The sequence below is a fragment of the Arcanobacterium urinimassiliense genome (genome assembly GCF_900119495.1).
Taxonomy (GTDB): domain Bacteria; phylum Actinomycetota; class Actinomycetes; order Actinomycetales; family Actinomycetaceae; genus Arcanobacterium_A; species Arcanobacterium_A urinimassiliense.
The window spans coordinates 375,749-389,436 of sequence record NZ_LT632435.1 but is presented as its reverse complement, the minus strand read 5'-3'; the positions used below and the strand labels follow the sequence as shown (position 1 = coordinate 389,436).

Here is a 13,688-nt window from a genome sequence, read left to right as displayed (position 1 = left end):
CGTGGCTAAAATATCGCAAATAGGGTCGGCAGAGCAGCTTATACCGCAGATAGTGCGCGCTATAAGCTCTCTGCCGACCCCGGCATATATTGCCATTGACGGGCCGAGTGGCAGCGGAAAATCCACTTTGGCTAAGCAACTCCGCCAACACTTCCCGGATTCACTGCTACTAGAAGTAGAAGAATGGGCAGCCGGTTGGGAAGATTTATCCGGCGCGGTGACGCGGCTGACCAAAGTAGTGGAAGATTTACGCGCCGCCGCCGAATTTTCTCCTCTTGATTCAAGCGCCGCTTCAGCAGACCGGGAAACTTCCCCGCTGACTACCGACCTTGACCCTGACCCCGTAACTACCTCCCGCTGGGATTGGCAAAAAAATAGCTGGCGCAAAGCAGAAAAACTTTATCCCGCACCGCTGACCTTTTTAACGGGCTGTGCCAGTGCGGCTCTGCCAGTAGATCTGATTATTTGGATAGAAGCTCCCGAAGATATCCGCCGCGCACGCACTGCCCGCCGAGATTCGTATAACTGGAGCTCTTATTGGAATATCTGGGCAAAGCAGGAAGCAGAAATTGCCGCGCGCTTCCATAGCCGCGAAAACGCTGATTTTATTCTCTCCACCTGAGTTTGCAGAGTTTTTGCAGAGTTATTACACAGATATTTCCTGCGCACAACCCCACTACTTGAATACGCAGGCGTGGCTGCCAGCAGCAGTCAGCTCTCCATCTTCCCGATAAATACGCAGACTATATACGCCGCTATTTGCACTAATCCGCAGCTGGCGCGCTAAGCAGTAAATCCGCCCTGATTTCGCCACTCGTAAATGCCGCATTTGAATATCAGTACCGATAGCAATTTTCCCCGCCGGAGCTGCCAGCGAAGCAGCAAAAGAACCAGCGCACTCCCCCAATAGGGCATTGGCGCCGCCCATGATGATACCTTGATGCTGGCGAAAACCGGCCACTCCTAAAGAGCAGATTGCCATTTCTCCCCCTGCTACGTGCACTTCCAGGCCGAGCCGCAGTAAATCGTCTCCTAAAAGAGCTTGGAAATCTGCTGTGAGCTGTGGAAGATTCGCCAAAAGCTCGCGGCGCGCAGGTAAAGAAGTGAGCGCATCTAAGTCGATTTTATTTTCTGCCATTATTCTATTTCTTTCTTTTGCGCCGCCAACGCCTGCTGTAGCTCCGCTAGGGAAGGTTGCCCCGGAGCGGATTCTCCATTCAGATGGGCAAAAGTAGCTATCGAGCCAGCTTGCCAACCAAAAAGACGAGTATTTTTTCCAGCTTCGCCCATCGCCACCGCAATCACCGGACGGGCAGATTCTGCCACTACTTCTTTCGTGACTTCCAGCAAGCGGTTGGCATCTTGCTCGCTGTGCGCAGTGACGGCGATTTTCGGTATCGCATCCGGAATTTTCAACATCTCTAAAAAGAGTAATTTCAAAATTTCGTTATCCGGAGTTTCTTTCCAATCGTGTAGCGAAATCACTACGGTGTAGCCAGCCGCGCGCGCCCGCCCCGCTAGCGCAGCAGCCTGCGGAAATGAATACTCGAGATCGATACCTATACGCTGTGGATCTACTCCTCCTAGCTGCAGAAGCGTATCGAGTAATTCCGCGAAAAGTAAGCGGTAACGCCCGGACCTTAATTTCACTTGCCCGCCCTGCTCGGCAGTGCGCAGAGTGAATAGAAGCGGAAGGGTGGTGGCTTTCAAAAGCGGCTCTATGACTTCTTTACCTATTTCTACGAAAGAGAGCATTTCCCGGGTGCCAATAAGAAAATCTATCCGCCACTCAATCACATCAGCTCCGGCAGCTTCGGCGGCGCGCGCTTCTTCCAGCAACATTTGCGCAGTAGTACCGGTAATCGGCACGATTATATTCGGCTGGTGGTGAGAGTTAAAAATCATGCGCGCCTCCGTCTCCTCTTCCTTAAGTCTAGCAAATATGCTCTATCGGCAATTTCTTAGATTAGTATTAGTCTGAAGAAAATAATTTTGCACCCAGGGCTCGAAAGATTAGCTAGACTGGCAAAAGCGCCAAATATCGAGTGTAAGCAGCTAGGAGTACAAGCTAGTGATAAAAATTCTGCCGAAATTTTCCACTCCCCTTTCCCGGCGAAAAATAATTATCGGGAGCGCCACGCTGGGAGTTTTACTCGTTATCGCATTAGTGAGTGCTTTTGCCTATCTTTTCCACATAAACTATCTGCTCACGCGCGAAGATTCTCCACAGCCGGCTGCACAGAAATCTACCGCGCCCGCCGAAAGCTCTAGCGCTGATTCGCCGGCTCCGAAAGAGAACGCCGACGCGGCGGCAGAAACACCGGAACAAACTGCCGATTTTTCGGTGCCGGAGGGGGCAATAAAAGCAGATGCATTTTCCACCCCGACCCAAAACATCAACTGCGAATTAGCTGGGTCGGTAGCTTGCACTATTTATGAATATTCTTTCCCCAGCCCGGCTGGCTGCGCCGATAAACCAGTTACGGTGACTTTAGAAGCGAATGGCGCTGTAAAAACTTCCTGCTCCGTGCAGATTCCCTCCGCGCAGATACAGAATTACGGCACGGCAGTGAATTATGAAAACTTCGCCTGCAGCGTGGCAGAAACCGGAGTAAAGTGCTGGAATACCTCTTCTGGGAAAAATTTCACTATTAGCCGCGAGAGTATTCCTGTGAATTAACCCCACTTTTACTAGCGAGAATTTCCGGAAGCGAATTATGAAAGTGTATAAAAAGACGGCCAGCGCGCCGGCTATAGCTTTTGAGTTAGCTGGTTTAGCAGATTTACAAGCTGCACAGGAAGCTGGCGGAGCTTGGTGCGCGCCGGTAATCGAAAAAAGTATTACTTATCTCACCACTGCTTTTATTACACGCCGCCCTCCTACCCGCACCGCAGCGCGCGCTTTTGGCCGCGCTTTGGCCTATACGCACGCTTATTTACCAACTCCCGGCACTAACCGTCTATTTGGGCAAGCGCCCAGCGGTTTTTCTGCAAAATCTGGCTTTATGGGAGCTACCTCTTTACCGCTTATTTCCGCAGCTGGCCCCAGGCGTAGCTTCGGAGAATTCTATGGAGCTGACCGTTTACTTCCCTATCTACCTGCTGCATTGGAGAATGGATCGATTGATATTCGAAGCGGAAAACTTATAGAAAAATTAGCAGAAAAACTGCGTGACGGAGCATTTGATTCTCCCCAGCCACAACTAGTGAAAAGCGATGCGGCTTTACTGCACGGCGATCTCTGGAGTGGCAATCTCCTCTGGGGGATTCCTCCTACCTTGCCGGCACCGCTGCCGAGTATGAAATCCGTGCCGGCGTCTACCCAAACTACCCAAACTGCACAATCCTTCACCTCTTCACCCCCTCACGCCGATGCAGAAAGCGTCGCCGGAATTTTAATTGACCCTGCCAGCCACGGCGGGCACAGCGAATCTGATTTAGCGCAGCTAGGAGTATTCGGAGCAGATTTCATTCCCGATATCTACGCTGGCTACGAAGAAGTTTCTCCTCTCGCATCCGGCTGGGAGGAACGAATCGGGCTACATCAGTTACATATGCTCATCGTGCATGCCGCAATTTTCGGAGGCGGATACGGAGCAGCAGTAATCGATATAGCGCAGAGATATATTTAGCGTAGACATACAACGCATCCGTTTTTCTTCGCATTCCTAGTGGCCGCTTTTCGCCTTCCATGAAAGAATGGCACTATGCAGGATTTTGCCAAAATTACCCCGTTGATTTCGCTCAACCCATTAGATGGGCGCTACCGGCAAGCTACCGCCCCTCTTACGAACTACTTTTCCGAAGCTGCCCTCAATCGCGCGCGCGTAAAAGTAGAAGTAGAGTGGCTTATATTCCTAACTGACCGCCGCATAATCCCAGATTTATCGCCTTTAACAGCGGCAGATTGTGAATACCTGCGCGAAATAGCTGAAAATTTTGGAGCCAGTGATATAGCCGAGTTAAAAACTATCGAAGCAGAAACTCGCCACGATGTAAAAGCCGTAGAGTACTATTTGAAACGACGGCTCACGCAGAATGAATCCCTCCCCCCTGCCAGCTCTCTGCCCCAGTTGGGAGAATTAGTACATATCCTGTGCACTTCGGAAGACATAAATAATCTCGCTTATGCACTGATGATGAAGGCAGCCTTAAAAGAAGTGTGGCTACCGGCGGCACAGAAGTTTTATGCACAGCTGCGCGAATTGGCGATTACAGAGCGAGATTGCCCGCTTCTGGCTCGCACCCACGGGCAGACGGCAAGCCCGAGCACGATTGGGAAAGAAATCGCCGTATTCGCCTATCGGCTGCAACGCCAGCTACAACGGCTAGCACAGGTGGAATATCTCGGAAAATTTAACGGCGCCACCGGCACTTACGGTGCCCACAGTATCGCCCTTCCGCAGGCCGATTGGTTAGCTCTTTCCAGCGATTTCGTAACAGAACTCGGTTTGACTTGGAATCCGCTCACTACGCAGATTGAATCACACGATTGGCTAAGCGAAATTTTTGCCATCCTCACTCACTTCAACCGTATTTGCCACAATCTCGCCACTGATTTCTGGCTCTATATCTCGCTGGGATATTTTCGGCAAAAACTTTCGGCGCAAGGATCTACCGGATCTTCCACTATGCCGCATAAGGTGAACCCCATTCGTTTTGAAAACGCCGAAGCAAATATGGAAATTTCTTGCGCTCTTTTCGATTCTCTTTCCNTGAATTAACCCCACTTTTACTAGCGAGAATTTCCGGAAGCGAATTATGAAAGTGTATAAAAAGACGGCCAGCGCGCCGGCTATAGCTTTTGAGTTAGCTGGTTTAGCAGATTTACAAGCTGCACAGGAAGCTGGCGGAGCTTGGTGCGCGCCGGTAATCGAAAAAAGTATTACTTATCTCACCACTGCTTTTATTACACGCCGCCCTCCTACCCGCACCGCAGCGCGCGCTTTTGGCCGCGCTTTGGCCTATACGCACGCTTATTTACCAACTCCCGGCACTAACCGTCTATTTGGGCAAGCGCCCAGCGGTTTTTCTGCAAAATCTGGCTTTATGGGAGCTACCTCTTTACCGCTTATTTCCGCAGCTGGCCCCAGGCGTAGCTTCGGAGAATTCTATGGAGCTGACCGTTTACTTCCCTATCTACCTGCTGCATTGGAGAATGGATCGATTGATATTCGAAGCGGAAAACTTATAGAAAAATTAGCAGAAAAACTGCGTGACGGAGCATTTGATTCTCCCCAGCCACAACTAGTGAAAAGCGATGCGGCTTTACTGCACGGCGATCTCTGGAGTGGCAATCTCCTCTGGGGGATTCCTCCTACCTTGCCGGCACCGCTGCCGAGTATGAAATCCGTGCCGGCGTCTACCCAAACTACCCAAACTGCACAATCCTTCACCTCTTCACCCCCTCACGCCGATGCAGAAAGCGTCGCCGGAATTTTAATTGACCCTGCCAGCCACGGCGGGCACAGCGAATCTGATTTAGCGCAGCTAGGAGTATTCGGAGCAGATTTCATTCCCGATATCTACGCTGGCTACGAAGAAGTTTCTCCTCTCGCATCCGGCTGGGAGGAACGAATCGGGCTACATCAGTTACATATGCTCATCGTGCATGCCGCAATTTTCGGAGGCGGATACGGAGCAGCAGTAATCGATATAGCGCAGAGATATATTTAGCGTAGACATACAACGCATCCGTTTTTCTTCGCATTCCTAGTGGCCGCTTTTCGCCTTCCATGAAAGAATGGCACTATGCAGGATTTTGCCAAAATTACCCCGTTGATTTCGCTCAACCCATTAGATGGGCGCTACCGGCAAGCTACCGCCCCTCTTACGAACTACTTTTCCGAAGCTGCCCTCAATCGCGCGCGCGTAAAAGTAGAAGTAGAGTGGCTTATATTCCTAACTGACCGCCGCATAATCCCAGATTTATCGCCTTTAACAGCGGCAGATTGTGAATACCTGCGCGAAATAGCTGAAAATTTTGGAGCCAGTGATATAGCCGAGTTAAAAACTATCGAAGCAGAAACTCGCCACGATGTAAAAGCCGTAGAGTACTATTTGAAACGACGGCTCACGCAGAATGAATCCCTCCCCCCTGCCAGCTCTCTGCCCCAGTTGGGAGAATTAGTACATATCCTGTGCACTTCGGAAGACATAAATAATCTCGCTTATGCACTGATGATGAAGGCAGCCTTAAAAGAAGTGTGGCTACCGGCGGCACAGAAGTTTTATGCACAGCTGCGCGAATTGGCGATTACAGAGCGAGATTGCCCGCTTCTGGCTCGCACCCACGGGCAGACGGCAAGCCCGAGCACGATTGGGAAAGAAATCGCCGTATTCGCCTATCGGCTGCAACGCCAGCTACAACGGCTAGCACAGGTGGAATATCTCGGAAAATTTAACGGCGCCACCGGCACTTACGGTGCCCACAGTATCGCCCTTCCGCAGGCCGATTGGTTAGCTCTTTCCAGCGATTTCGTAACAGAACTCGGTTTGACTTGGAATCCGCTCACTACGCAGATTGAATCACACGATTGGCTAAGCGAAATTTTTGCCATCCTCACTCACTTCAACCGTATTTGCCACAATCTCGCCACTGATTTCTGGCTCTATATCTCGCTGGGATATTTTCGGCAAAAACTTTCGGCGCAAGGATCTACCGGATCTTCCACTATGCCGCATAAGGTGAACCCCATTCGTTTTGAAAACGCCGAAGCAAATATGGAAATTTCTTGCGCTCTTTTCGATTCTCTTTCCGCTACTCTCGTAACTTCTCGCTGGCAACGTGACCTCACCGATTCCACTACCTTGCGCAATATGGGGGTCGCTTTCGGGCATTCCCTGCTGGCGATTGAAAATTTACAGCGCGGAGTGGCGGGGCTGGAAGTGAATTTAACGCGGCTCACCGAAGATTTGGAACATGCTTGGGAAGTACTGGCCGAGCCGATACAGCAGACTATGCGTATCGCTGCCGCCGCGGGCACTCCCGGTATGCAGAATCCTTATGAGCAGCTAAAAGAGCTCACGCGCGGGCATAAAGTAACCGCTAGCGATATGCGTGATTTTATAAAAAATCTTGATTTACCCGCGGCGGCAGAGCAAAGACTACTGGAGCTTTCCCCCGCTACCTATACTGGGCTGGCCAGCAGATTAGTAGATTTTCTTCCGGAACTAGCAGAATAACTACGAAACTAGAGAAATACCTAAACACGGAATTGCAGATGATAAATAATTTTCTGGCCTTGCCAATTTTCTTGGCTGCACCTATAAATCCCGATGGGATAGCTGCCTGGGCAGTAAATATAATGGAATCGCTCGGCGGTATCGGCGTAGCTTTCTTAATCGCTTTAGAAAATCTTTTCCCGCCCTTACCTTCGGAAATTATTTTACCGCTCGCCGGCTTCACCGCTTCTCTCGGTACTAAATTCGGCCTTATCTCTGCCATCATCTGGGCAACCGCCGGAAGTGTGACGGGAGCTATCGCTCTCTACTTACTCGCCTATGCTTTCGGCCGCGAGCGCACCCGCCACTACATGGGGAAAATACCGCTTTTTAAGGTTTCCGATATCGATAAGACGGAGCAATTTTTCGATAGGCACAGCCAAGCCGTCGTCTTCTTCGGGCGCATGATTCCCATATTTCGCTCCCTAATATCTCTCCCCGCCGGCGTCATCGGCATGAATTTCCCGCTCTTTCTGCTCTTTACCGCAGCCGGCAGTGCAATTTGGAATACCGTACTCATCGGCGCCGGATACGCTCTAGGCGAAAATTGGCATATTGTGGAAGACTACGTAGGGATATTCTCCAAACTAGTGCTCGGAGCTCTGCTTCTAGCTGCATTTATCTGGATTGGCAAACGGCTCTGGGAACGGCGAAAAACCACCCCATCAGCTGATTCTACCGAAAATAAGTGATTGCCTTCCTCTTGCTCTGGCTGCATGAGCTACCTAGACTGGAGGCGCAGGCTCACCGCTAAGGGGAGCCCAACTAAGGATGAGTCAGTAGAATTGAAAACTGTAGGATCACAGCTACAAGAATCGGAAAACTACCACATCGAAAAATTGTATGCAAACTTTTGTATGCAAACTACTGCACGCAAACTTTAACTAAAAAATAATGAGCGGAGAAATTACCATGATTAAAATAAAAATTTCTGGAATGACCTGTGGGCACTGCGCAGCGCATGTAGAAGAGGAACTAGCCGAGTTACCGGGCGTAAGTGATATAAAAATCGATTTGCACCCCGAAGCCACTAGTCGCGTCACTTTTCAGAGTGCGGCAGAACTTAGTGACGCCGACATCCGAGCGGCAATAGCGGAAGCCGGCGATTACCAAATAGAAGATATTATTCGCTAACCACGCGCATTTAAAATTTACTTCATTTATTTACCGCATTTATTTCCTGCATTTAAAGGAATTTAAGGGATAGTCTTATGAATTCTTCTACCAATTCTGCCGGTTACGGCCGCGAAATGGATCTTGCTATTTCGGGAATGACCTGCGCTTCGTGCGTGGCGCGCGTAGAGAAAAAATTAAATAAACTTCCCGGCGTACAAGCAGTGGTGAATCTAGCTACGGAAAGAGCCCATCTCGAAATCACCGCTGCCGGAAAATCATTAGATGCTCAGGATATTATCCACACCGTGGAGAAGGCCGGATACGGAGCCCGGCTGCTTACCCAAACCTATATCGACGAAACCGGAGAAAAACACCTCGTACGGCAAGTTTCCGGAGAGGAAGCCGCAGCCGCAGCGAAGAAAGCGAATGCCGAAAAAGTAGCTGGGCTGCAGCGGCGTTTTCAGATATCGCTCGGGCTCAGCATTCCCGTCGTGGCTATCTCTATGCTGCCTTTTCTGCAGTTCCCCGCTTGGCAGTGGGTGGTAGCGCTGCTCTCACTGCCGATAGTATTCTGGTGCGCTCTGCCTTTCCATCGAGCAGCTTTTCGAGCCGCCCGTTACGGTTCCTCTACCATGGATACGCTAGTTTCACTGGGCGTCTTGGTATCTTTTGGCTGGTCATTTTGGGCTCTTTGCGGAGGGGAAGCCGGGCACAGCGGATATCAAATGCATATGCGCGGTATTCATTCTTTAGCAGCTGCCGGCACTTCCCATATTTATTTTGAATCAGCCGCTATGATAGTCACTTTTCTGCTCTTTGGCAGGTGGCTAGAGGCAAAATCGCGGCGCAGCGCAGGAGACGCTCTCCAAGAACTATTAGATTTAGGGGTACAGCACGTATTTATTGTGCGCCGCGCCAATGGCCAAGCAGTAAATAAGGTTGTGCCAATTACCCAGCTAAAATGTGGAGATTTATTCCGCACCCGCCCCGGAGAAAAAATAGCGACTGACGGTGTAGTGGTAGAAGGAAATTCGGCCGTAGATACCTCCCTCCTCACCGGCGAATCACTACCCCTCGAAGTAGCTCCCGGAGCAGAAGTGACGGGAGCGAGCCTCAATACTTACGGTTCACTGCTCGTGCGCGCCGAAAGAGTAGGAGCCGATACTGTTTTGGCGCAAATGGGGAAACTGCTGGCAGAAGCACAAACTGGAAAATCCGGAGTGCAAAGATTAGCAGATAAAATATCTGCCGTATTCGTGCCTGCCGTGCTGATACTTTCGCTTTGTACTCTGCTGCTACGCCTTTTCGTACTACAAGATCCGGTGGGGGCCGCACTAAGCTCGGCTATTGCGGTACTGGTAGTGGCCTGCCCATGTGCACTTGGTCTTGCTACCCCGACTGCCCTCCTCGTTGGTTCGGGGAATGCGGCGCGCGCGGGAATTCTTATTAAAGGGGCGGATATTTTAGAAAATGCCCACCGGATAGATACGATAATTTTCGATAAAACAGGCACTCTCACTACTGGAAAGATGGCTGTAGCAGGAGTGCTTCCCCTAGGGGAAAAACCAGAGGAAAGCTATCTTCTAGCTTTAGCCGCCGGGCTCGAAATGCATTCCGAGCACCCCATTGCCGGAGCTATTAAAGAATTTGCGCAAAGCAAAGACATTCGCCCGCTGCCGATTACAAATTTTCAAGCAATACCTGGGAAAGGAATTTCCGGGCAAGTTAGCGCCGATAGCACAGACAAATCTAGTTTCGCCTGCGCTGGCACTTTAGCGTGGTTAGAAACGCAGGGAGTCGATATAGCTGATGCCCGCGCGCTAGCCACGGATTTACAAGAGCGCGGCAGCGTAGCAGTAGCTATTGCGCACGGCAGTGAAATTCTAGGAATCATCGAAGTGCGAGATACCCTGCGAAAATCTGCCTTTACTGCTATCTCTGCTCTAAAGAAGCAAGGAATGCAGGTACTTCTCGCCAGTGGAGATTCACCTGCTGCGGTGCAAACTATCGGGGCCGAACTAGGAATTAAGGCGCACGGGGGAATGCTTCCCGCTGCGAAATTACAACTATTGCAAGATCTGCAAGCCAAGGGTGAAAAAGTAGCCATGATAGGTGATGGTATAAATGACGCCGCGGCTTTAGCCGCTGCTGATCTTTCCATCGCTATGGGTTCGGGCACCGACGTAGCTAAAGCAGCAGCCGATATTACGATAGTGAATTCTAAAGTAAGCGCCGTGCCCCAAGCGATTGCTATCTCTCGCCGCACTTTGCGAATTATAAAAGAAAATCTTTTCTGGGCTTTCGGCTACAATCTACTCGCTATTCCGCTCGCCGCCGGCGGAATTATTATGCCTGGACTCGCCGCCGCCGCGATGGCTTCTTCCTCCGTAATCGTCGTCTTAAATTCGCTCCGCTTACGTTCCCCTATTCGCCCATATTAGAGTGACCACGGCATTTATTTCTTCCCGCGTGGATTCTCTCCCCCTACTTATCCCTTCTTTCTCCCCTATTTTCCCCTGATAAAAATAGCCGCCTTTTAGATTTTGCTTCTCTCACCTAGTACGATGATATTGTGCACTATCGGGAAACGCAGGAGCTACTATCCGCATCACAGCGCGAAGTAGTACTAATAGATATCGCCCAACGCTGGGTACGCCACCCCAGTGATTTAGTGGGCGCCATCGTCGCCCTTATCGCTATGCTCTTTGCCGCACTTTACTCTGCCTACGCTCCCGCGATCACTATCTCTCTTCCCGCTGCCAGCGCAGATAGCCACTCGGCCATCGCCACTCTCCTCTATATTCCGATTAACTTCTTCGCCGGGCTAGTTTCTTTTATATTGCCGCTCATAATTTTTGGCTACATTATTTTCCGCCGGCGCTGGCGCCTTTTATTCACTGCCTTAGGGGCTTGTTTGCTGGCGGTGGGAGCTTCCTACTTAATTTCTTTTATCGCTGAATACTGGTGGCCCTATTCGCAATTTACTGATGAATTTATTTCCACCTTAGAAGTGCAGTCGTTCATATCTTTAATACCCTACGTAGCTCTGGTATCTGCTCTTTTCACGGTGACGAACACTATTGAAGATTCCCGGCTCGCAAAAATTTGTTGGTGGATACTCGCAATAGTGCTGGTACTTTCAGTATTGAAAGGTGAACAGCTCATTACCGGAGCAATTATCACCACCCTGCTCGGCATCTGTATGGGAATGCTGGCTCGGTGGATTATGGGGCGCGCTCCGAAAAGAGCTATGGGAGAAGACCTCGTAAAACTCGTACGCAAAGCCGATATCGACGTAGTACAACTCATCCGGCTAGACGATATTGCAAATACCGAACAAATACAGCGCCACCTCATTACCAGCGATGCGCCTTTTGGATTTACTGATTCTCTCACCTTAGATTCCTTGCAGAAAATGGTGAGACGCCGCGCTGATTCCGAAGAATCAGAGAATTTTAGAGAAACGGCGGCTACCGCGGTTAATGAATCCACCACACTGGTATCCACCACTGCGCCACTTTCCTCAACCACAGAAAGTACCGCCCCTACCGCAGAGATGCTGCGCATAAACGCCCGTCAGCGTTTCCCCATCACTTCTTCCGCAATTATTTCGCGCAACTATTTAGCAGAAGATAGCCAAGGGAAAAAATATCACCTGCTAGTGCTGGATGAAGATCGACGCATCCTCAATATCTTAGAGAGTCTTTGGCAAAGAATTGCTTTAAAAATTCCTTTCCGCCGTAGCCCTCAGAGTTTGGAAAATGCGGCAGAGCATATGTGTTTGATGATGTTGCAGACGGAACGGCTGGGAATAATTCCTCCCCAATTTAAAGCACTAGGTAGCTCTTTGCTCTCCATCGCTATTGCGGTAGAGATAGAAGACGAAACTCGCCTTTCTTTGTTGGATGCTTCTACTATCAGCGATACCCAGCTAGATGGACTCTGGCAAGATTTGCTAACTGCACATCGCCAAGGCCTCTCGCACGGAAATATCCACACCGCCACAATTTCTCTTAGTGCAAATGGCCGCCTCCAGCTGCGAGATTGGTATAGTGGGCGGATTGCGGCTCCCGAATATTCCCGTCTCCTAGATATGGCACAGTTAGCGAGTATGTGGGCAGCTCTGCTCGGCACGGAGCGCACTCTCGCTTCTATTAAACGCTCGCTTTCCGAAGCACAGATTCTCTCTTTAGCTCCCTTTTTACAGTATTCGGCACTTCCCGAGCAGACGCGCGCGCACTTCTCCAAAAAAGATCTCGAGGATCTCCGCAGTGCTCTTACCGAGCAGATACCTTCTGCTTCTCCTATGCCAGCTATTACTCTGCGGCGTTTCTCTGTAAAAACAGTGGTAATGGTAATAATCGGCGTCGTAGCTATCTATGTGCTGCTCGGATCTATTAACTTTCCGGAAGTATCAGCGGCGGTACTTTCAGCCGATCCGATTTGGATGATTTTCGCTTTTATTGCAGGGCTATTTACCTATATCGGCTCGGGAATAATTCTAAACGCCTATACGCAAGAAAAATTGCAGCTACGCGATTCAATACTGGTGCAGGTAGGAGCTTCGGTGGTCACTCTCGTAGCTCCGGCGGGAGTCGGGCCAGCCGCCTTAAATCTCCGGTTCTTACAGAAAAAAGGTATCCAGACTGCTCCCGCCTTAGCTACCGTCACGATGGTACAAATCTCCCAGTTTCTCACCACTGTACTCCTCTTGCTCATACTCTCCCTCAGCTTGGGAGAATTAGGCACCCTCTCGCTGCCTTCCGCCTCTATAGTGACGGGAATCGGAATTTTCCTATTGCTACTCGGGTTGCTCCTGATTATTCCGCAACTTCGAAATTGGTTACTTGCCAAAATCCGCCCGGTATTTTCCCAGATTTGGCCGCGGCTAGTCTGGCTAGGGACTCACCCACAGCGGCTTCTAATCGGTTTCTGCGGCGCAATTATTCTCACGGCGGGATTCGTAGCTTGTTTCGGCTTCTCCCTCTATTCATTTGGCTACCAACTTCCGCTTGCCACGCTTACCGTCACCTATTTAGTATCTAATTCCGTAGGCTCCGCAGTACCTTCTCCGGGCGGTATCGGCCCCGTAGAAGCTGCTCTCACTGGCGGATTAGTGCTAGCCGGTATTCCTTCTTCAATTGCTTTTTCCACCGCAGTGCTCTACCGTCTACTCACTTTCTGGGGGCGGGTGCCATTGGGCTGGCTCGGGCTCTATCTCTGCAATCGGAAAGATCTCATCTAAAATTCAAGATCTTATCTACAGGGCGAGTTCCTATCGAAAAGACAAATCGTGCCGATTGTTAAAAATTGTGTAAAATTATCTAAAACTGTCCAAAATCACTCAA

Annotated in this window: 11 protein-coding genes and 1 pseudogene; 10 read left to right on the top strand and 2 right to left on the bottom strand. The window is 50.2% G+C overall.

Annotated features, from left to right (window positions below; translation table 11 throughout):
- The first annotated feature begins 1 nt into the window (after position 1).
- Positions 2-622, top strand: coding sequence for a uridine kinase family protein (locus BQ7117_RS01795; protein ID WP_073995934.1), 621 nt, complete (start codon positions 2-4; stop codon positions 620-622).
- 54 nt (positions 623-676) lie between these two features.
- Here BQ7117_RS01795 and BQ7117_RS01790 read toward each other — a convergent pair whose 3' ends face one another.
- A complete protein-coding gene (locus BQ7117_RS01790) occupies positions 677-1,138 on the bottom strand; it encodes a PaaI family thioesterase (protein WP_073995933.1) in 462 nt (153 codons plus the stop codon).
- Positions 1,138-1,905: a type I 3-dehydroquinate dehydratase gene (gene aroD, locus BQ7117_RS01785; protein WP_073995932.1), complete on the bottom strand. Its 768-nt coding sequence runs from the start codon at positions 1,903-1,905 to the stop codon at positions 1,138-1,140. The genes BQ7117_RS01790 and aroD overlap by 1 nt, the downstream gene beginning before the upstream one ends.
- Positions 1,906-2,071: 166 nt before the next feature.
- On the opposite strand from aroD, the gene BQ7117_RS01780 reads away from it, so the two are divergent.
- The 9 genes and pseudogenes from BQ7117_RS01780 (at position 2,072) to BQ7117_RS01740 (ending at position 13,585) form a co-directional block, all read left to right on the top strand.
- Complete coding sequence (locus BQ7117_RS01780) at positions 2,072-2,680, top strand: hypothetical protein (protein ID WP_073995931.1); 609 nt, start codon at positions 2,072-2,074, stop codon at positions 2,678-2,680.
- Positions 2,681-2,717: 37 nt separating this feature from the next.
- A complete protein-coding gene (locus BQ7117_RS01775) occupies positions 2,718-3,632 on the top strand; it encodes a fructosamine kinase family protein (protein ID WP_073995929.1) in 915 nt (304 codons plus the stop codon).
- Positions 3,633-3,707: 75 nt separating this feature from the next.
- Positions 3,708-4,715, top strand: a pseudogene (purB, locus tag BQ7117_RS01770) (adenylosuccinate lyase); the annotation flags it as partial.
- Positions 4,716-4,761: 46 nt separating this feature from the next.
- A complete protein-coding gene (locus BQ7117_RS01765) occupies positions 4,762-5,676 on the top strand; it encodes a fructosamine kinase family protein (protein WP_073995929.1) in 915 nt (304 codons plus the stop codon).
- A gap of 75 nt (positions 5,677-5,751) precedes the next feature.
- Positions 5,752-7,185 carry an adenylosuccinate lyase gene (gene purB / locus BQ7117_RS01760; protein WP_073995928.1) on the top strand — a complete coding sequence of 478 codons (1,434 nt, stop codon included), beginning with the start codon at positions 5,752-5,754 and terminating at the stop codon, positions 7,183-7,185.
- A 38-nt stretch (positions 7,186-7,223) separates the two neighbouring features.
- A complete protein-coding gene (locus BQ7117_RS01755; RefSeq protein ID WP_073995927.1) occupies positions 7,224-7,916 on the top strand; it encodes a DedA family protein in 693 nt (230 codons plus the stop codon).
- Between the two features lie 202 nt (positions 7,917-8,118).
- The gene (locus BQ7117_RS01750) at positions 8,119-8,358 is read left to right on the top strand and encodes a heavy-metal-associated domain-containing protein (protein WP_237563032.1); all 240 of its coding nucleotides are present in this window, start codon (positions 8,119-8,121) and stop codon (positions 8,356-8,358) included.
- 77 nt (positions 8,359-8,435) lie between these two features.
- Positions 8,436-10,781: a heavy metal translocating P-type ATPase gene (locus tag BQ7117_RS01745; protein WP_073995925.1), complete on the top strand. Its 2,346-nt coding sequence runs from the start codon at positions 8,436-8,438 to the stop codon at positions 10,779-10,781.
- A gap of 131 nt (positions 10,782-10,912) precedes the next feature.
- Positions 10,913-13,585 carry a lysylphosphatidylglycerol synthase transmembrane domain-containing protein gene (locus tag BQ7117_RS01740; RefSeq protein WP_073995924.1) on the top strand — a complete coding sequence of 891 codons (2,673 nt, stop codon included), beginning with the start codon at positions 10,913-10,915 and terminating at the stop codon, positions 13,583-13,585.
- Positions 13,586-13,688: the final 103 nt, after the last annotated feature.

Excerpts from the sequence above, each read along its gene's own strand:
- BQ7117_RS01790 (WP_073995933.1), bottom strand. The coding sequence starts at position 1,138 with ATGGCAGAAAATAAAATCGACTTAGATGCGCTCACTTCTTTACCTGCG.
- BQ7117_RS01745 (WP_073995925.1), top strand. The coding sequence starts at position 8,436 with ATGAATTCTTCTACCAATTCTGCCGGTTACGGCCGCGAAATGGATCTT.
- BQ7117_RS01775 (WP_073995929.1), top strand. The coding sequence starts at position 2,718 with ATGAAAGTGTATAAAAAGACGGCCAGCGCGCCGGCTATAGCTTTTGAG.
- BQ7117_RS01765 (WP_073995929.1), top strand. The coding sequence starts at position 4,762 with ATGAAAGTGTATAAAAAGACGGCCAGCGCGCCGGCTATAGCTTTTGAG.
- aroD (WP_073995932.1), bottom strand. The coding sequence starts at position 1,905 with ATGATTTTTAACTCTCACCACCAGCCGAATATAATCGTGCCGATTACC.
- purB (WP_073995928.1), top strand. The coding sequence starts at position 5,752 with ATGCAGGATTTTGCCAAAATTACCCCGTTGATTTCGCTCAACCCATTA.
- BQ7117_RS01750 (WP_237563032.1), top strand. The coding sequence starts at position 8,119 with ATGAGCGGAGAAATTACCATGATTAAAATAAAAATTTCTGGAATGACC.
- BQ7117_RS01755 (WP_073995927.1), top strand. The coding sequence starts at position 7,224 with ATGATAAATAATTTTCTGGCCTTGCCAATTTTCTTGGCTGCACCTATA.